This is a genomic window from Candidatus Poribacteria bacterium (assembly GCA_021295715.1).
Taxonomy (GTDB): domain Bacteria; phylum Poribacteria; class WGA-4E; order WGA-4E; family WGA-3G; genus WGA-3G.
In genome coordinates this window covers 2329-20705 of the sequence record JAGWBV010000011.1, presented here as the reverse complement: position 1 = coordinate 20705, position 18377 = coordinate 2329, and the positions used below count along the sequence as shown (strand labels likewise).

General features: G+C 48.4%; 15 protein-coding genes. 7 read left to right on the top strand and 8 right to left on the bottom strand.

Features of this window, described 5'->3' with window-relative positions:
* Nucleotides 1–85 precede the first annotated feature (85 nt).
* A complete protein-coding gene (locus tag J4G07_05025; protein ID MCE2413344.1) occupies nt 86–1147 on the top strand; it encodes a Gfo/Idh/MocA family oxidoreductase in 1062 nt (353 codons plus the stop codon).
* 565 nt (nt 1148–1712) lie between these two features.
* Nucleotides 1713–2891 (top strand): hypothetical protein, encoded by a 1179-nt coding sequence (locus J4G07_05020; protein MCE2413343.1) that lies wholly within the window; start codon nt 1713–1715, stop codon nt 2889–2891.
* Between the two features lie 42 nt (nt 2892–2933).
* On the opposite strand, the gene J4G07_05015 is transcribed toward J4G07_05020, so the two are convergent.
* From J4G07_05015 to J4G07_05000, 4 genes are all read right to left on the bottom strand, one after another.
* On the bottom strand, nt 2934–3281 hold the full coding sequence (locus J4G07_05015) for a type II toxin-antitoxin system HicB family antitoxin (GenBank protein MCE2413342.1): 348 nt from the start codon (nt 3279–3281) through the stop codon (nt 2934–2936).
* Nucleotides 3224–3514, bottom strand: a complete 291-nt coding sequence (locus J4G07_05010) for a type II toxin-antitoxin system HicA family toxin (GenBank protein MCE2413341.1) — start codon at nt 3512–3514, stop codon at nt 3224–3226. Before J4G07_05010 ends, J4G07_05015 begins: the two co-directional genes overlap by 58 nt.
* Before the next feature lie 52 nt (nt 3515–3566).
* Nucleotides 3567–6296 carry a UxaA family hydrolase gene (locus tag J4G07_05005; protein MCE2413340.1) on the bottom strand — a complete coding sequence of 910 codons (2730 nt, stop codon included), beginning with the start codon at nt 6294–6296 and terminating at the stop codon, nt 3567–3569.
* Between the two features lie 158 nt (nt 6297–6454).
* On the bottom strand, nt 6455–7024 hold the full coding sequence (locus J4G07_05000; GenBank protein ID MCE2413339.1) for a class I SAM-dependent methyltransferase: 570 nt from the start codon (nt 7022–7024) through the stop codon (nt 6455–6457).
* Between the two features lie 358 nt (nt 7025–7382).
* Between J4G07_05000 and J4G07_04995 the strand changes: the two genes are divergently transcribed.
* The 3 genes from J4G07_04995 to J4G07_04985 all read left to right on the top strand — a co-directional run bounded on the left by J4G07_04995 (nt 7383) and on the right by J4G07_04985 (nt 9828).
* A complete protein-coding gene (locus tag J4G07_04995) occupies nt 7383–7982 on the top strand; it encodes a sigma-70 family RNA polymerase sigma factor (GenBank protein MCE2413338.1) in 600 nt (199 codons plus the stop codon).
* 21 nt (nt 7983–8003) lie between these two features.
* The gene (locus tag J4G07_04990) at nt 8004–8582 is read left to right on the top strand and encodes a zf-HC2 domain-containing protein (GenBank protein ID MCE2413337.1); all 579 of its coding nucleotides are present in this window, start codon (nt 8004–8006) and stop codon (nt 8580–8582) included.
* Between the two features lie 100 nt (nt 8583–8682).
* Nucleotides 8683–9828, top strand: a complete 1146-nt coding sequence (locus tag J4G07_04985; protein ID MCE2413336.1) for a trypsin-like peptidase domain-containing protein — start codon at nt 8683–8685, stop codon at nt 9826–9828.
* Here J4G07_04985 and J4G07_04980 read toward each other — a convergent pair.
* From J4G07_04980 to J4G07_04965, 4 genes are all read right to left on the bottom strand, one after another.
* Complete coding sequence (locus tag J4G07_04980; protein MCE2413335.1) at nt 9825–10925, bottom strand: DUF1669 domain-containing protein; 1101 nt, start codon at nt 10923–10925, stop codon at nt 9825–9827. The genes J4G07_04985 and J4G07_04980 overlap by 4 nt on opposite strands.
* 145 nt (nt 10926–11070) lie before the next feature.
* Nucleotides 11071–11865, bottom strand: a complete 795-nt coding sequence (locus J4G07_04975) for a phytanoyl-CoA dioxygenase family protein (protein ID MCE2413334.1) — start codon at nt 11863–11865, stop codon at nt 11071–11073.
* Between the two features lie 189 nt (nt 11866–12054).
* On the bottom strand, nt 12055–13131 hold the full coding sequence (locus J4G07_04970) for a transposase (protein MCE2413333.1): 1077 nt from the start codon (nt 13129–13131) through the stop codon (nt 12055–12057).
* 207 nt (nt 13132–13338) lie between these two features.
* The gene (locus J4G07_04965) at nt 13339–15369 is read right to left on the bottom strand and encodes an SUMF1/EgtB/PvdO family nonheme iron enzyme (GenBank protein MCE2413332.1); all 2031 of its coding nucleotides are present in this window, start codon (nt 15367–15369) and stop codon (nt 13339–13341) included.
* A 796-nt stretch (nt 15370–16165) separates the two neighbouring features.
* Between J4G07_04965 and J4G07_04960 the strand changes: the two genes are divergently transcribed.
* A complete protein-coding gene (locus J4G07_04960; GenBank protein ID MCE2413331.1) occupies nt 16166–17158 on the top strand; it encodes a sigma-54-dependent Fis family transcriptional regulator in 993 nt (330 codons plus the stop codon).
* 262 nt (nt 17159–17420) lie between these two features.
* Nucleotides 17421–18212 carry a hypothetical protein gene (locus tag J4G07_04955; protein ID MCE2413330.1) on the top strand — a complete coding sequence of 264 codons (792 nt, stop codon included), beginning with the start codon at nt 17421–17423 and terminating at the stop codon, nt 18210–18212.
* Nucleotides 18213–18377: the final 165 nt, after the last annotated feature.

The window sequence follows — 18377 nt, the reverse complement described above, 5'->3', positions numbered from 1 at the left end:
GCCCGTAATGTAATGGAGGGCGGTTATAAGGAACGCACGTCAAAGTCGAAACGCACGGTATCTACCCGCAAGGAAAAATTAAAAAATGGATAGAATCAGAGTCGGTATTATCGGATGTGGCGGTATCTTCCGAAATCTCCATGCTCCCTATTATCAAGAACCGACGCGACGCGCTGACATCGTCGCAATCGCTGACATCAACGAAGCATCAGCAAATGAGCAAGCAGACCAGTTCGGTGCTGATGCCTACACAGACTACCGCGCGCTCCTCGATAGGCAGGATATAGATGCAGTCGATGTCTGTGCCCATCCGCGTCCACATCTCGAAATCACCCGCGCTGCCGCCGCTGCTGGCAAACACATCTTGATGGAGAAACCGATGTGTTGTAACGTCGCGGAGGGTGAAGCAATGATCGCCGCTGCTGAAGAGGCAGGGGTCCTCCTGATGGTCGCCTATATGATGCGGTTCAGTCCGGGTTACATGAAACTGAAATCCTTATTGGACGATGGCACACTCGGCACTCTGCAAATGGCGTATTCCAATCAAGTCGGCTGGTTTTCACCGGAACGGCATCCGTGGCTCTTTGTGAAGGCAGAGTCGGGCGGTATGCTCGTAGAGCAAGCGATTCATGAACTCGATATCTGGTTGTGGCTCTACGGTCCCGCCTCTACGGTCTACGGGTTCACAAGCCATGTGCCGCTTGGTGGCACTTACCCATCTGCCGAAGAAGCCGTGGAGAACAATGCAGTGTTGACCGTGCATTTCAAGAACGGTGGGGTTGGTATGATGATGAAGAGTTGGGCATCTGAGATTCGGAACAGCGGGAACGGTCTCGTCACGAGCAAAGGTTCCGCGACGTTGATTCAGAACGGACTCCGTTGGAAAACGCACGACATGGCGGAAGTGGAAGAATTCACTGCGCCTGTGCCAGATGATGATACCTACCGCAACATGCCAGAGGAACGGCGGCAGCAGCGATATTGGGGGGTAGCGGCAAAAGGAACGAGCATCGACCATTGGCTCCAATGCATCGCCGGTGAAGCGGAACCGACGACCCACGGACGGATGGGTAGAGACGGTATCGAGTTGGCAGAGGCAACCTACCGTTCCTCCCAAATCGGCGCACCGATTTCATTACCACTGTAGGTGTTAATCGTTATGTACACCCGTCTCTTTTCTTAGAGGCGGGTCCCGGTCCTATCCATGAATAGATTGAATCCTTACTAAACTTCTTGTACTCGCCCATTAGGGTCCACAATTTGCTTCCAAATCTGCAAGCGTAATTGATGCCAACGGTAAATTTTATTGTTTTTAAAAAAATTGGTATGATTACGCCAGTTTGAAAATAAATCTGTAGGTGTTTTTGCTTGGGTGTTTCCTGCAGGTAGAGCAGTAAATACACACCAAAAGTCTTAGTATTGGGACGGATATGCCACTTTTCAAGACACTTTCTGCCTCAATACCGGTAGCGAAACCCGACATTCCACTTTTATCAAACTCACGTTATGATTTATCTAAGTCGCTTTATGACAAAAATTATAATTCAGTACAAATTCCCGACCAAAGCACCAGATGGCAACTACAAACCATCGGCATTTCCTACTACGGCTGTTTCTATCATCGCCATTAAAGGTGAAGATTAATCTGGATAGTAGCACCTCATGAATCAACAGAATCACACACCGTGATCGGAAATCAGGAGCGGTTTATAATGCGAACGCGTTTTACGTTTCACAAAGCCATTTCTCTTGTTTGCTTTGTGGCTTTTATTTTTATGTGCTTTGTGCATGAAGGCTATTCCCAAACGCAAACCGAACAGAGCATTTCCTTAAAAGAGCAGCAGGAAGGCAGGACGCTAATGGTTGCCGCCTCAACACTATATGGGCTTTCGCTTTACGGACCGGGGACCGCTCTCATCCTTGACCTTGAATCAGGAAGCCAATTCGCTGGATTGGAGCTCCTCATTGGCGGCGGATCTTTTGCGGGCGCGCTTGCAGCAACAAGAAACCATCGGCTTGGTGTGGGGCGCACTAACTTAATCCTATCGGGCAGTCTCGCCGGCACCCTATACGGTTTCGCAGTGCCAGTGTTGTTTGAATCAGAGAATGAAAAGGCTTATTTTGCGTCTGCAATGCTCGCTACGCCAATAGGCGGGCTGATTGCTCATAGACTGACTGATCACAGATGGTTTAAAAAGGGTGAATCCTATTTGATGACCAATGGCGGTTTTGTGGGGGGATTCTATGGGTTCGCGATTCCGTATGTCGCCAATATCGAAAACCTTGAAGAGTGGACGCAAGCCAAAATCTATGTTGCATCCATAATGGCTGGAGTCCCTATCGGAACGTGGGCAACAACAAAGTTGATTTACAACAAACCGATTAATGAGGGACGCTCACATCTCATCTCCTTTGGCGGATTGGTTGGCAGTGCCTATGCAATCGGAATTACCTCTCTAATGGATGTAGAAGCACCGCGCCCTTACGTATTTGCCACTATGGTCGGCTTACCGGTAGGAACATATCTTGGCTATAATTTGACTGCTAAAGGTGAATACACAGCCGGCAGGGCAGCTTTGATACAAATTGGCGCGTATGCGGGTGCCTTATTTGGCAATGGGGCAGTTCTGCTGACTGAGGCGGAGAGCCATAAACCGTATGTTATCGCGGGTATCCTTGGATCAGCCGCTGGAATGTGGTTTGCACACTATTCTACGCGAGGATGGGGCGAGAAAACGCCTTTTACGAGAAACGATCTCATACCTAAATCAGACAGGTTTGCCGTTTCCTTGCCCTCAATCGATAAATGGTTGACGCTCGGTTTGATGACATTCCACAAGCCAACTGTTATGGCTAATTTTCCTGTGGAATTGCTGCGGATTTCGTTCTAATGCCCGTCGTGTTTAATCCGGTTAACTCGGCGTAGACCACTCTCATCGAATAGTTTGAGTCGTTCGGTTGAACCATTGGAGAAATCTTTGAATCCGGCCAGAGTGACGCACCTGAATTTCGGAAATATCAGGCAAAGTTATTGCGACAGACTTCCACGTGCCATCAACATAATCTGGATTGTTTTGGTGAAATGCAATCTCTTTCGCTTCAGGAATGGGTTCGCCATCAAGCAGCATGCCTTCGATATGGCATTGTATAGCTTCCAATGCTTGGTTTTGTGCATCATCAAGTGTATCCCCAGCAGTTATGCAACCGGGCAAATCTGGCACAGTTACACAATAGTCACTGTCTGGATCTTTGTGAATAACAATTGGGTAATCCCTCTGCATAGCATACCTCGTGTTCTTCTGTTTTTCTTCCAATTCGGGTCCCATCCATTCCAACCTGCTTGTCCACAGATACTCAACAATGTCTGTCTTCTCAGGTCTTTCTTGGGATGAGGAACGGTCACTCTGCCGGGCCTGTCCGGATGCTTGTAGTGGTGATGGCTACCAACAACATGAACCAATGTCCAACCTTCTTTTTTTAGCCTTTTAATTATTTCTCGACTTGAAATTGCCATAAAATTATAACACAGTCTGAGATACCGTGCCAAGAAAAGAGGTCTTATCTGATTACATTGAAATTCCCAATAATCCTCGCGTCAACTGGAAATCCGTATTCCCTTTACCATGCAACTTCGGTGTATACTGCCGCGAAGCCACTTCTATAACTAACGCTAACAACTCGTCAACATCAGCAGTCTCCAAATCCAAATCCGCACCGTAGTTGGCTTGTGTTGTGGCATCTGTAGAGACCTGAATCAGTGGGACCATTACATGCGATTGTAAAGGTGCCCCGACGATATGCGCAAGTGCCAGATCCACACCCGTCGCGCCTAACCCTGTCAGCGTCTCCGTCTGCTGATCGGTCGGTGTTTCCATGATATGGAAGCCCGGCTTCTCAACCCGCTGCCCATACGCCAACGTCGGTGTAATAGTTCTCCGTGTGTTTGTCAGACGACCCACTGACGGCTGACCGCTGACTGCTGATAGCCATTCCGCATTTGCTGGCACGATGACCGTTCCCCCCGCAACGACAACTCTATGCGTCAATTGCGTCAGAGACTCCGAGACTTCTTCAGTCGCTATTCCAGTTGATGTTACGGCTATACAGAGGTGTTCTAATCCCGCATCGACAACCGGAACAGTCGGTTTATCCGTAAGTTCCTCCGAAAACCAGTCTTGCACCTTCTCAATAACTGCATCAATGCCGCCATCTAATTGCACACTCGCCCAACCGTAGCGTTCCGCCGATATGCCGAGTTTTTGGATTTCATGTCGGACATGGTCGTTGTGTGTCTTTTCACAACCGTGTTCGAGGAGTAAACCAAGGGCAACCGTCGGATGCGTGAGGTGTCCAATCATCGTGCGGGTGTAAATCTCCTCTGACCGTCCGCCGGAGACGCCACACCCTTCTGTATGTGGGAGGGCAACAAAACGCGAGATGCCTTGCTTTTCTCCAATTCTCCGTTCGTTGCAACGGTGCGCAATCATCTGTGCAATCTGTCCAGAACAGAGACTGGTCGGCAAAATCAGTCCCACTTGATCCGTACGGCATCCATCTTCTGTTTGAAGTGCGCTGAATTGCAATTCCTGAGAACTCGCGGCTACTTCGCGGGTTTCGATCGGAATCGGTTCGCCAGGCTTCAATTCGGAGTCTGTCAACAACGGATTTAAATCCACCGGACCCGTCTGCTTCCAATCGCGCCACAGCGAGACTTGCGAGTGCCCGGCTTTTTCACCAACAGAACGTTCACCTGATGCCACGTCCACCGTCAAGTTGAGCATAGACTCACCGAGTTCTTCCATCGGTGTGCCATCGAGATACGCACCCGCATTTACGTCCATGTCCTTTTCAAGCATTTCATATCGCCCTGTCGTCGTGACAATTTTAAGGGTCGGTACGAACGGGAAGTTGGTAATCGAGCCGTTCCCAGTGACAAAGAAAATCATGTTAGAACCTGATGCAACCTGTCCAGCGATGCTCTCCAGATCGTTGCCGGGACTGTCCATGAAATAGTAACCCGGTTTCTCCATCAGTTGGCTGTAGTCAATGACATGATCCAAACAGACCTCAGGGTGCCGTTTCATCGCCGCACCGATCGATTTAATGGCGATGTTATAGAGTCCACGAAAATTGTTACCCCCAGATGGATTTCCCTCTGCGGAGTGTCCGTGCCACGCCACGCGTTCCTTGAAACGTTCAATTGTCTTGAGAAACTTACGCGCTGTCGGTAGGTCGCGGGCGTTCTGTAGCACGTACGCCTCGGAACCGATAAGTTCATCCGTTTCCGCAAGGTTGGCACACCCACCATAACGGATAACCTCTTTCGCAACGTAGGCAGCGAGTGGGTTCCCCGATACACCGGAAAACGCATCAGAACCGCCACACTGCAAGGCGATTTTGAGGTGTTCCAAGGATTGCTCGGTGCGCGCGACGCTGTCTACGCCGTCCAACCATCCGTTAATAATTTCTGCACCACCGGCTAAATCGGTGTCGAAACTGCCTTGTAGTCGATAGAAATGGTGCACAACATCATCCAGAGCATATCCCTCGCGCGCCATATACGCCTTGAGCATTTCGTTTGTGACTGCCTCGGTGCCGTAATCAACAAGCAGGACCGCGCCGATATTCGGATGGACGGTGAAGCCAGCGAGCGTTCGGAGCAGCATATCAATATTATTCGGAGTCTGACTTTCACCACCCTCCGTGTGCGTTACGGCGACAATGCCGTCTATGTTGGGGAATGCCTCGGGGTTACAAACCCCTCCTACAGAACACATATCGGCGAGTCTTCTCGCAAAGCCAGAGGTTCGTGCAGTTGTTCCCATAACGACGATATAGTTTCGCGTGCCAACGCCACGATTACCGGGACGCTGATAACCCAAGAAGGGACGTTCATTTGCATGACGTTGCACCTGTTTTCCTGAGCGGAATTCTGCTTCATCTAATTGATAGGGTGCCATTTTATCGCTGAAATTGGGGGTCTCTGGCAATTCAAAGGGTAGGTTTCTAATTGATAACGAATCAATCATCTTTTGATTGCACACGTAATCGCCGGGGGAAATAGAACGTGTAGCAAAACCGAAAGGTAGACCCCATGACAATAGCGGCTCGCTTTCCGAAATTGATTGTATCGCGAACCGATGTCCTTCTAAGATGGTATGCGATAGTTGAAACTGCTGTTCCCCATTAGAACCGCTATAACGGATGCGCGTGCCACCTTCTAAGGTTTGTGTGGCAATAGCAACGTTATCATCCGGTGAAGGCAGCCGTGCAACGATCGTAAAATCATAATCCATACAAACGTACTCCTTTGGTAATACCGGTATTTATTGAAGACGTGAGATGACGTTTAAAAATATTTCGGTAATTTTGTAGAGAACAGTTGTCAGTCGTGGAATATCTCCCATCCTGCAAATCCTAAAATCCTGTGAATCCTGATTCAGACAATAAAAAACTAACGTCGATAAATGCTCACTTCGATTGCGTCCTGTTTCACCCACGGAAGATCGATGTCAAACCAGTGTGTTTCGGATTCATAACGCTCTCGGACGTGCGACAGGTAATCTGCCATTGATTCGGCACCGATACCGACGTTGTCCGCTACAACGGTTGCGGGATTTGTCAACTGCGGTTCAATTGCCTGAAAACACGGGAAGTAATTGTTGAAGTTATTATCGAGGAGCAGAAAGTCAACAGGGTCTTGAATGCTTTTGAGCACTTCTTGTGCATCACCAATACGTGAGTCAACCAGGGCTGCCATTCCGGCGCGCTCGAAATTCGTTCGTGCTTGCGCGGCGCGCTCAGCATCTATCTCGATCGTTATCAAGCGTCCGGTGCCAGCGGCTTTCAACACACGTAGCATCCAGAGTCCGGAATAACCGATAGCGGTTCCACATTCGACAATGAGAGACGGTTTTGCCTTTTCAACGCAAGCGGCGAGAAATTTCGCCTTTTCTTCCCCCAACATTGGAATTCTCTCTTCTTTACACTGTGCTTCGACTTCTTGTAAGACCTGATCAAACATGTATACCTCCATCTGAAAGCAATTGTTCCATTCTGAATTTGACATCCGCTGTATAAATATGCTAAATTTTTGTAGGATTGCGTCGTGCTTTATCAAAATAATCATACACGAAAACCCGTTTTAAGGTCAAGACACGCACCATAATACAGTAAAATCCAAAAATATGTTTACAGTTCGTCAGTGAACAAGAGCCTCCACAGCTGGCGAGGTTTGTAACCTCGCCCTTGCGTTGGTGTATAAGTAATTACGGGTTTTACTATATATCTGATTTCCGGTCTCCATTTTCATGCACCAAAAAAATTGCAACCAAATCTGAGGTTCGGTGTATATTATGGATAAGCACCTCCGGAGGAACCTGATGCTTGACTTAGATGATGAATTAATGCAACGCTACCAAAAAGGAGATGAAGGCGCGTTTACGCTTCTCGTGCGCCGACATCAGCAGCCGCTCATTAATTTTATTGCTCGGTTCATCAATGATAGGGATAACGCTGAGGATTTGGCGCAGGAGACGTTCATGCGTATGTTTAAAGCGGCGCATCGTTATAAACCCGGGCGAGCACATTTTAAGACCTGGATGTATCACATCGCTAAAAACCTTTGTAAAAATGAAATCCGAAATCGAGAGCGGCGGGACAAATACAGAGTTGATAACGTGGTGAACACCGGAAGTGATGGTGGCAACGACACAGAAGAAATCGATCTGATCGCAAATGCGCCCGCGAATCCTACTTTCCAACCGGATGTAGAACTTGAACGTAAAGAATTACGCAACGCAATCCAAAAAGCGATCGCGGAATTGCCAGAACAGTACAGACTCCCGCTCGTCTTACGCGACCTGCAGGGATTGAGTTACGACGAAATCAGTGAGGTATTGGAGCTCCGGAGCGGGACAACGAAATCTCGTATCAATCGTGCCCGACTCATGCTTAAGGATAAGTTAAAACCGTTTATCTAATGTTCATAGGAGTCGTTTATTATGAACTGCCTACAGGCTGAGGAACATTTTTCCGATCATTTTGAGGACACACTTGATTATCAGGCGTTGCAGAGTTTTGAGAAACACATTGCGGCGTGTGAGGCGTGTCAGCAGGAATATGCCAAATTCCAGGAATCTGTTAAAGCCGTCCAGCAACTGCCACAGATTGAGCCTTCACCCTACTTTATGCCGACGGTGCTACAACGGATCGACGAAGAGCGACGCGAGATCCGTGGAGTTAAGGGGATCGCGACAACAGATTGGAAACAACTGCTGGATGTATTTCGCCGTCCAGTATGGGCATTCAGTGGCATTCTGGCGATAATTCTCGCCATAACTGGTACCTATCTCTATCAAGACGGATTCCTATTTGATCGAGGCTCCCGTTCAGCTGCGATAACATCTGAGTCTCAAGAAATCCAAGTTGCAACCTCACCGGTAGGGACGCGACGGGTTGTGGGAAACAGGAGCCAACGTCTACCGAGTGGTGTTATCTCAACGCCAGTCCGACCCACGCAACAACATTACGTCTTAAAACAGGTGAGTTATACCAACGCCTCCACGCGGGGTGGGCTTTAGTTCAGCGAGGCATACGTAGCCTCTTTTTGTAGGAGCGAGTTTTACTCGCGATTTCCAGAGGCTGCTCAAAATGTGCAATTAAGGAAAGTAAAGCATGTGCATGCCAAAATTAAAACACCAATTGATAATTGGATTACTGAGTCTACTTTTCTCTATCGTCATTCCCGGCTTCGCGAATGAGAGCGTCCTGCAGAGGCTTGAAAAGGATTTTCAGAGAGTCGTCACTGATGCGCGTCCGGCAGTTGTAAAGGTTGTCGCGACACAGGTGATGTCGGTGCCGCTTCCATCGGACACAGAAAAGTTGGCGTTTACGCGCCAAAATATCGGTTCCGGTATTGTTATTGACACCGCTGGACACGTTGTGACGACCACTTTTGAAATGGAAACGCCAAGCAAGATTGAGGTGATCTTTAACGATAAAAAGGTGTCTTCGGCAAAATTGGTCGGCACGGATATACTCTCTGATATTGCGGTGCTTCGGATTGCAAATTCACTGCACGAATCCGCGCCAATAGCAGATGTCGTTGAACCAAAGGTATCTGGCGAGTGGATTGAACTCATATCGCCTCATAAGTGGGGTGATTCTTCAAAAATTGATACCGGTTCGTGGGTCGTGACAATAGGGAGCACTTATGGACAGAGTCCCATTGTCTCTTTCGGTATTGTCGGAGGTTGGGATACTTTGCCGAATCAATTGTGTGGAGAATTAATTAAAATCAACGCCGCGGTCACACCCGGCAATAGTGGTGGCGCAGTCGTAAACACATCAGGAGAGGTCGTTGGGATGATCCTCGCAGTCTTGACGGAACCCACCCGGACGAATTCGCCTGCGGATGTACTGTTCAAGAAGCAGGACGATATAGACATTACACAATTTCTGCTTCAGTCGCCACCGTTGGGAATCCGTAATCAGGAAATCACCTTCGCTATGCCGATAGAGACGGTTCGTGCTGTTGCCAAAGAAATTATAGAACACGGGAAAGTCGCTCGCGGCTGGCTCGGTGTTGAAGTTGATGTCGGCGAGTTCGGGATCTTCGTTACGGGTGTAATTGAAAACAGTCCGGCGCACAAGGGCGGTCTTTTACCCAGAGACCTTATCCTCGAATTTAACGAAGTCCCTGTGCACTCCTACGCCGAGTTGTTGAGATGTGTTGTCAGCAAGCGACCCGATACTGAAGTTCGCCTTAAGGTCGGTAGAAATGGTGCCGAAGAACATTGTACTGTGATATTGGGTGAAAAGCGTTAACGAGCAACCCGATTGAACTCGGCGAGGTATGCTTGGGCAATATCGGGGTTTCCTTTGATAATCAATAGATTCTCACTATTGCGCTCTTCCGCGTTTTTGGAGAAGTTGTACGAACCCGTAATCACGGTCTCCTCATCAATAACAATTACCTTGTGATGCATCGTTCCCGTATTCCTGTCTTGAATAACCGACATACCTGCCGCCTTCATCGGTTTAAATTCGGAGTATCGACTGATCTGCCATTCTTCAAACACACCTCGTACATCAATCCCTGATTCAAAACGATTCCGCATCGCACGACCGAGGTCATCTTGCGTGAACGAAAACGCCATGAAGTGAATCGACTTCTTGGCAGATCCAATCTCTCTTAGAAGCGACGAGATAATGTCGTTGTCTGGTGAAAAATAGGTGAATATCTGCGTCCCGTCACTCAGTGTCACTTTCGGATGCACAACAGACGCGCCAGAAGATTTCTCAGCCCGCATTTGCCGGAACAGTTCTCGGAATTCCTGTGTGAAGTTATACGCCAGTGGGACAGAATCGATGAATATTACGTTATTCTTGTTTCTATACGCGCCGTTATAGGTGGTGTTGTAGGAGCCTGTCCAGACGTATCGCTCATCAATCACGATGAATTTGTGGTGCATGTAACTGTCAGGATCTCCATCGTCGGCGACAGGGATGCCGACTTCTTGCAATCGCGCAATTGCTTCCTCATCAATGTTGTCTGTTTCAGTGACGATTCGGACCTGGACCCCGCGGCGGTAGGCTTTGATTAAGCCCTCGGCTATTGGTGTGGAGTCCAAATGATAGAGGGCAGCATCGACTCGCGATGCCGCAGTGATAAGTTTCTCGACGAGACGGTTCTCAAGCGAATCGTGGCTGTCCCCAGCATCGACCTCATTGAAGTAAACCTCCCACGCTACGACAGGAGGCCTGCTATCCTTGTAATGCCGAATACCGACACCGAGGGCAACCCCACAAAACAGGATGAGAAGGAGAGGTAGAAATTTAGATTTTAATTTTTCCTTGCGGTTAACTGACGTGCGTTCCATCTTTGAAGTGCGTTTCTCAAATCCGCCTGCGTGTTTTTGCAAACGCTAAAATCCAATGCGAAGAAAGTATTTCTGCGTATTGTTGCAGGCTACCGTTTTAAATATTTGTAAGGTAGGCTACCGATAAAGTCCCAGCGAAGAACTCCTATCTGTATGGAAGAAGTGTTTCTGAGAACGTGTCACTCGATTAAACACCCCATCTCCGTCGTGATTTTTCCAAGGATTCAATCTTTGCCTCGTCCTGCTTCCATGCGTAATGCCCTTTCGGTTTTTCTCCAACCCAGCGTTCATCAATAGGTTCAGCAGCGAGCTGATAGCGGGTGTCTGCGGTAATCCGAACTTTGTTAGAGGTATTAACGAGTGAAGCATGCATCAGAAACATGCTGAAAATGATAACATCACCCGCTGAAAACGTTGTTGTTGCCCAGTGTCCCCCAAATTTCTCGACGATCTCAAGCGGTTTATCGCTGAAATGTCCCTCAATCAGATCTCTGTCCACGTCTGACTGTCCGTAGGTCGCTCGAACCTCTTCAAATCGGTTGGAGCCGAGACAGAACACAATCGGACCCATGTCCAGCGACACATCGCCAAAGGGAGTCCAGCAAGAATAGAGGTTTTGTGTCCCTCTGCCCATAAAAACGATGTCGTAATGGATCGGGGAACCTGATCCGGGTCCCGCCGTGCGCAGCCATTTGAAATCGAACGTTCGGGCATCGCCGCCGAGGAATCCCTTGAAAAAGTTCATGATAGGTTCACCCTCAACAACCGCTTTGAAGGCTGGCATCTGCGTCAATGCCTTGTTTCCCATTGAGCCGGTTGATGTCGGTTCGGGGTAATCGGGGTTAAAGATCCCGTCCATCAATGCTGTATCCGGTGCGAGCATCTCTTTTGCTGCGAGTTTCTCCAGAATCTGTCGACGCGCCGTGCCGATCGCGTCCGTGTCGTGTAATCCACGAATGAGGAGATACCCATCCGTTGCCATTCGCTCCTGCAAGGCATCGGGATTGTCAAGGATGTCGTTACTATCTCGCAAATCGGTACTGACTTCTACTTCCTGATGTAAAAAAGGGAGTTTGACACCACCCACAGCTAAAGCAGTGGGATTCCTCCGTTCTTGTTTCACAGTTTATTGCCTCCCTTGTGGAGGTCTTATACAAACTCCACAAGCGTTTTAACTCTCCGCCTGCCCGACGGCGAGATTTTTTAGGTTTATTGCAGCGTTTACGTCTCTGTCTATAGAAGAACCGCATTCGTCACAATGATAGGTTCTTTCTGATAATGAGAGTTCTTTTTTCTGATGCCCGCAGTTGCTACACGTCTTGCTTGAAGCATAAAATTGCGGAGCTTCTCTAACGGGGATCCCAAGCATTTCTGCTTTTGATTTGAGCAGAGCGAGAAACCCGCCTAATGCACTATCTGATAAGGCTTTGGCGAGGTTCTTATTCTTAAGCATGTTCGTAATCTTGAGTGTTTCTATTCCAATAACGCTTGCCATATTGACTATTTCTGTAGTCGCTTTATGGTGAGCGTCATTTCGGATACAAGCGATCTTATAGTGGATACATTCCACCTTACGTTTCTGCTTATACCAGTTATTCGATAGAAACTCTTTTTTGCTCAATTTACGTTGTTCATGCTTAAGTTTTTTCTCATACTTCTTCAAAGGTCTTGGGTTCGGATACTGCTTACCTGTATCAAGGGTCGCCAGTGAGTTGATACCTACGTCTATGCCGATAACAGGGAGTCCACGTGTGTCTCGTGGGGTTTCCTTCGGTTTTCCTGTATCTACCGTTAGAGATACGAACCAACGGTGTGCCGTCCTTGATATGGTTACCTTTGTAATCTCACCCTTATGTCGCAACTTCTGATACATACGCACCCAACCGATTTTCGGGAGTCTGATACGTTTCCATTCTACTTTTACTGTGTTCGGGTCGGTGCTATACGACTGACGGTCTTTCCGTCTCTTTTTCTTCGGTCTCCTATTTTGACCGCTTTTCCAGCGACTGATAGCGTCTCCAAGGTTCTTTATTCCAAACAACGCAGCACGTTGATCCATTCCACCTGCCCAGTCAATACCACGCTTGACTCTATTGAAACGCTTATTGAGTTCCTTCCAGTGACGAGGTTCGTTGTTGTAGTCCTCTAAAGCGTGGTTGAACGCAAAACGGGCATAACCGCATTGTTGTGAAAACCACGTGCAGTGATCGTCTGTTGCGTCTAAGGCTATTTTATGTGATACAATCATTGGGTCTATCAGGTATCAGGTGTTTATCCCCTTTCCAGTGGGAGGCAGGCACGTAACCTTGTGGTTACGCTGGAAATGCCTGCCAACCTGATACTATAATCATACCACATTTTATAGCCAATGTCAAATCTTTTTTGACACCAGCACGAGCCAACGCGGTTGGACCCAAAGCTAAGCATTGGGATTGTTTAACCAGTCCCTTCATAATTAATCTCGTACTTTCGATGGGGGTGCCTTTTTCAACCACGTGTAGTTAAATCGGTAATGTTGACGACTACTGATCAGATGGATGATCCCATTTTGTCCTTGACAAACGGCGAGGTAACCACCGAGTTCGGCACTGTTTAGTCCCATCGTAAAGGGGCGTCCATCCATCGTGTCGATCTCTCGATCTGCTCCGTCATCCGTAATCAGTCGCATACATTCCCATGTTTCGCCATCGTCATAAGACAGTGCCCCAAAGAGTCCGGTCACGAGACGTTCATTGCCGGAGGCATCAACGATCGGCATGGATGTCGGTTCCCTCCGATCTCCCGTGAAGGTCGCGAGAAAAATCGGTCCCTCTTGAAGTCGTAGCAGCACACACCGTTGTCCGCCTGAAACCACTGGGAACGGACTGGCACTATAATGCCACGTCCGACCCCCATCTGCGGAGAGACTCTTCGGCATCCGTTCGTTGATTGTATCACCTCTGCCGTAAGCCATCAACTTGCCATCTGTGAGTTCCACCACAGCAGCGTGGATACCCGCGATCCATCCGCCCTGTTTACCATCGGCAAATTCGGGAATCGGTTGTCCTGCTCCCGGATCATACCATGTGTCACCGTCGTCTTCGCTGAGCCATATTGCGGTGCCGCCGTCTCCGCCACTCACCGCATCGCAAGCGAGGAGAATAGAACCGTCCTGCCTTCGGAAAACAGAAGCGATCGGCATGTGTCGGAGCCGATGCTCTGGCGATATGAAGCGCGGTTTCGACCAAGTCGCACCGTTATCATCGGAGTGGCGTAGCACCAACGCTAACGGACCCCACGTTGCGGCTGCTGAGAGTCCGTTGAAATGGTAAATCCGTCCATTCTCGTTTCGCCACAGAGAGGTGGCATGATTGTTCCGATCGGGCGGACCCCAGAAAGGTTCGGCGGGGTCCCATTCGGCTTCGCCAAAGCGCAATCGGCTCGCGGCGACTGTCAATTCACGTCCCCGCTCTGTCACACATGAATACCACGCTGCGAACATATCGCCGTTCGGACATTCGGTAATCGCCGGAACGTGATTATGCGCCGAAAAAAGCGGTCCGTTTGAACCTTCAGAAATTTTAACATAAGTGAGCGGTTCCGCAAAATAGGGGGATTCTGGCGCGGGAGCACTCCTATTTTCCTGTTTAACATCGCGTCCCCATAACCCCACTTTCGGTGCCGGTGTCGGGGAAGTTTGCGGCATCTCACCACAGACGACACGGAATCCGATGTACCAGTGCTTATCTTCTGGTACTGCTCCCATCCGGTTCGCTGAGCGTAGATAACAGAGTAACGTCGAGTGACTACCACCCCGTGTAACGCGATACAAACCTTCTGCCCTACCCACTGGATCCGTCTGTGGACCCGGTTCGTAAGTCCCATACCAATCTTGGCACCACTCCTCCACGTTCCCGTGCATATCGTATGCACCCCACGCGTTGGGTGGGGTTTTCCCAACATGCAAAGGCACGATTTCTTCTGCGCCACGGCCCCGCCCCGCATCCGGGTACCAACTCTCTCCAACGTTTTTATGGAATTCAGGCGGGAGTGTATCACCCGTGTGAAAATGGGTTGTTGTTCCCGCACGACACACATATTCCCACTCCGCTTCGGTTGGCAGTCGATAGGGAAGTCCGTCCTTCTCGGAGAGCCATTCACAGAAGCGCGTCGCATCGTGCCAATCCACAAACACAACCGCTTCATTGTCTTCTTTTGAGAAACCCGTGTCCCGAAGACTCTTCAACGCACGGTGTGTGGGATCATAAGCCTCATATTGTGCATTCGTCACCTGAAAAATGCCGATATAGAACGGTGTGGTGAGGGTTACTTGATGCACCGGCTGTTCATCCCAATCACCGTCTCGGAGGTATGCTTTTCCAGCTGTCAGCTCATCCGATAGGGCCGCATTCTCTGAACCCATCATAAATGTCCCCGGTTCAATCCTGACGAACCGCATCCCTATTGAACTTGTATACGTTTCACCATCAATCGTTAATTTCTGCATAGTCTACCTTAAATTTATTAGGACTTACGCACGTTGCTCTTTTGTAGCATAACCTGTTAGGTTGTGTCAAGAAACCGTCTGCGTTTTTTATACGATCTCTCTTTCAGGGTGGGACGATGCTCAAAATTGCGTAAGTCCTTTTTATTCTTTAGCCTTGGTTACAAAGGTTACGCTGACATCAGTAGAGTTGCCAGTAGCGTCGGAGACTTTACCTCTAATAACGTAGGTGGTTTCGTTTTCGAGTTCTCTCCCTTTGGTTTCCCCAAAAAAACTGCTTTTTAACGACACCATTCATGGAAGCAGACCCAGCGAAACCCAACAATCCAACGCTGTCCGTGTGAAAATGTATAGGATCTCCAACTATACGCTTATGTCAAACTTACGTTGTTTTAGTTAATCTATGAGAGGAGTATTCAAAAGTGTAAATGAAGTTACTTGCACGACTTACATGGATAGCAACTTGGATTATTATACCAAATCGGACTGAATTTGTCCCTGAAAAAGTGTGATTGGTTATTATACTAAGGTTTGGACAATGGGGTATCTTTGGACAGATACGTTCCAATACCACATCGCTTTTATCGCGTAGATGCTCAAGCACGATCAGTGTCACATAGACAGGAAACAGGATATCTCTCAAGCATTTCTCCATAAAAACGCAATTTTTTTCGTTTTTATGACATTTATGCACGAAATGCGATCAAAAAACAGGTCTTTAAGAATGTCAACTCGATACACAGCAATTGTGCTGTCTTCTTGAATCAGTAACCCCTTGATATGGAGGCCCCAAATTATAGTGTCAAGAAATACATTACGTGGCGATTACAGTGAAATCATTGGCGATAGTCCTCAGATTTTTGAAGTCCTGAAACAAATTGAGCACTTCGCAGCGACATCGATGAAAGTCCTCATTTCTGGCGAAACCGGGACGGGTAAAGAGTTGGTCTCCCGTGCGCTTCATAAAAACAGCGGTAGATCGGGAGAGATGGTTTCTGTCAACTGTGCAGCGATGCCGGAGGGTTTATTGGAGAGTATGTTGTTTGGACATGAGAAAGGGGCATTTACGAGTGCCGAGGCACAGCGTATCGGTCAGTTTGAAAGGGCGGACAAGGGAACACTCTTCCTTGATGAAATCGGCGAGATGCCGCTTTCCCTGCAACCGAAGTTATTAAGAGCGATTGAGGATAACAAAATTGAGCGAATTGGCGGCGAAAGGTCAATTTCGATGGATGTCCGGATTGTAACGGCGACTAACAGAGATCTCACACAAGCCGTTAGAGATGGGACGTTTCGTGAAGACCTCTATTATCGGTTAGATGTTGCCTCTATCTCGCTACCTCCGTTGTCAGAACGACGGGAGGATATTGAGATGTTGGTAGCCCACTTTCTTGAAAAACATCGTGAGATCGTTAAATCGAAGGTTCTGCAAGTAGCATCCAGTACACTGACTCTCCTCAAAGCCTATCCCTGGCCTGGAAATGTCCGGGAATTGAAGAACGCCATTGAGATAGGGGCTTCTCTGGCGAGAGATGAAGTTCTTTTACCAATGCATCTACGAAAAAATATCCGGACCTACCGAAAGCAATATACAGATGTTTCCGAATGTATTTCTACGCCTGAAAACGAGCAAATCGTAGGTGTTCCGCTCGGGGCGACGCTTGAAGAGATGGAAGAAGCGTTCATCCGTGAAACGTTAGCATGGCTTGATGAGAATCGGACGGAAACTGCGAAAGTGTTAGGGATCGGCAGACGCACGTTGCAAAGGAAATTGAAAAAATATAATATTTAACGCGAGTTACCACTATGTAGCATAAACCGTTAGTTTGGGCATAAGAGTGTGCAACCTAATAGGATACGCTACAAAAGATTAATATTTAGGTGGTGTTGATTCTTGAGGATAGAGGACTTTTCGTTTTTCCTTGTTAAAAAAACACAGACCTGTTAACGTAGGGTCAAAGGTATCAACAGTTTTCTGGCTTGTGGCACTACAGCACTTCAGTTTTTCCGCACATCCTTGACATTCGGTTTGCATTCAGAAGGAGGCATCAATAATGTTCAAAACACTTCGGTCTTTACAAGCGGTTATGGTTGGATGGGGAACCGTTGTGGTGCTGTCTCATTTTGCAATAGGAGATGCTGCTGCGGACGAGTGGCGGGTGATCTCTGAACTCCGAACGCAACGAGTTGGATTCGCGACCGCTGTAGTAGAGGGTAAAATTTATCTCATCGGTGGTACCCCCTTTGAAAATCTGCGGGGTGTTGAACGTGAAAATGAGCCTGGTATTTGGCGGGGTCCTTTTGGAATGTCATTGGTCGAAGTCTATGACCCAGAAACCAACACGTGGCAGAGAGTTGTTGATATCCCTACTGCCCGATCTGAACCGCTGACAGTTGTTGTTGCTGGCAAAATCTATGTTTTGGCAGGATATGTCGGGAAAGACAACAAGGGAGTGAATTTAAAAAATCTGAATGTTGTTGAGATGTACGACCCGGAAACCGACACGTGGGTCAGAAAACAGGACATGTCCCGTCGCCGTATGGCATTCGGCATCGGGGTGGTTGCTGGCAAAATCTATGCCATTGGTGGGACTGTTCATCCAAGGGACAAGAAGCCTGAGGAGCCAGGACGCGTCGATCTTGTGGAAGTCTATGATCCTGCGACCGATACATGGTGCCGACACGACGCGATGGCGTTAAGGCAGCGGTTATTCGGGACACCCTTTACGCCATCGGTGGGTCTGGGTGGCCGCCTGATGGTCAAGGGGGCCCCGCGCTTACTACCATTGAAGTGTATCATCCCAAAACGAACCGATGGCGGCAGAAACCTGACATGCCAAATCTGAGATGGGTATTTTCGAGTGTCGTTGTTGCGGATAAAATCTATCTCATTGGAGGGACCGATTTGCAAGCGGGTGATAGGCGTCCTGCCCCCGTTGAAGTGTATGAGCCGGCTGCTGAGAGATGGCGTGTGGTTTCTGCGAGGCCAACCGTAAAGTCGCCATTTGGTG

What these genes read in the sequence shown, in the direction of transcription:
- J4G07_04995 (MCE2413338.1), top strand. Translation starts at nt 7,383, where the DNA reads ATGCTTGACTTAGATGATGAATTAATGCAACGCTACCAAAAAGGAGAT.
- J4G07_04990 (MCE2413337.1), top strand. Translation starts at nt 8,004, where the DNA reads ATGAACTGCCTACAGGCTGAGGAACATTTTTCCGATCATTTTGAGGAC.
- J4G07_05020 (MCE2413343.1), top strand. Translation starts at nt 1,713, where the DNA reads ATGCGAACGCGTTTTACGTTTCACAAAGCCATTTCTCTTGTTTGCTTT.
- J4G07_05000 (MCE2413339.1), bottom strand. Translation starts at nt 7,024, where the DNA reads ATGTTTGATCAGGTCTTACAAGAAGTCGAAGCACAGTGTAAAGAAGAG.
- J4G07_04955 (MCE2413330.1), top strand. Translation starts at nt 17,421, where the DNA reads ATGTTCAAAACACTTCGGTCTTTACAAGCGGTTATGGTTGGATGGGGA.
- J4G07_05015 (MCE2413342.1), bottom strand. Translation starts at nt 3,281, where the DNA reads ATGCAGAGGGATTACCCAATTGTTATTCACAAAGATCCAGACAGTGAC.
- J4G07_04965 (MCE2413332.1), bottom strand. Translation starts at nt 15,369, where the DNA reads ATGCAGAAATTAACGATTGATGGTGAAACGTATACAAGTTCAATAGGG.
- J4G07_04985 (MCE2413336.1), top strand. Translation starts at nt 8,683, where the DNA reads ATGCCAAAATTAAAACACCAATTGATAATTGGATTACTGAGTCTACTT.
- J4G07_05010 (MCE2413341.1), bottom strand. Translation starts at nt 3,514, where the DNA reads ATGGCAATTTCAAGTCGAGAAATAATTAAAAGGCTAAAAAAAGAAGGT.
- J4G07_05005 (MCE2413340.1), bottom strand. Translation starts at nt 6,296, where the DNA reads ATGGATTATGATTTTACGATCGTTGCACGGCTGCCTTCACCGGATGAT.
- J4G07_05025 (MCE2413344.1), top strand. Translation starts at nt 86, where the DNA reads ATGGATAGAATCAGAGTCGGTATTATCGGATGTGGCGGTATCTTCCGA.
- J4G07_04975 (MCE2413334.1), bottom strand. Translation starts at nt 11,865, where the DNA reads ATGGCAACGGATGGGTATCTCCTCATTCGTGGATTACACGACACGGAC.
- J4G07_04970 (MCE2413333.1), bottom strand. Translation starts at nt 13,131, where the DNA reads ATGATTGTATCACATAAAATAGCCTTAGACGCAACAGACGATCACTGC.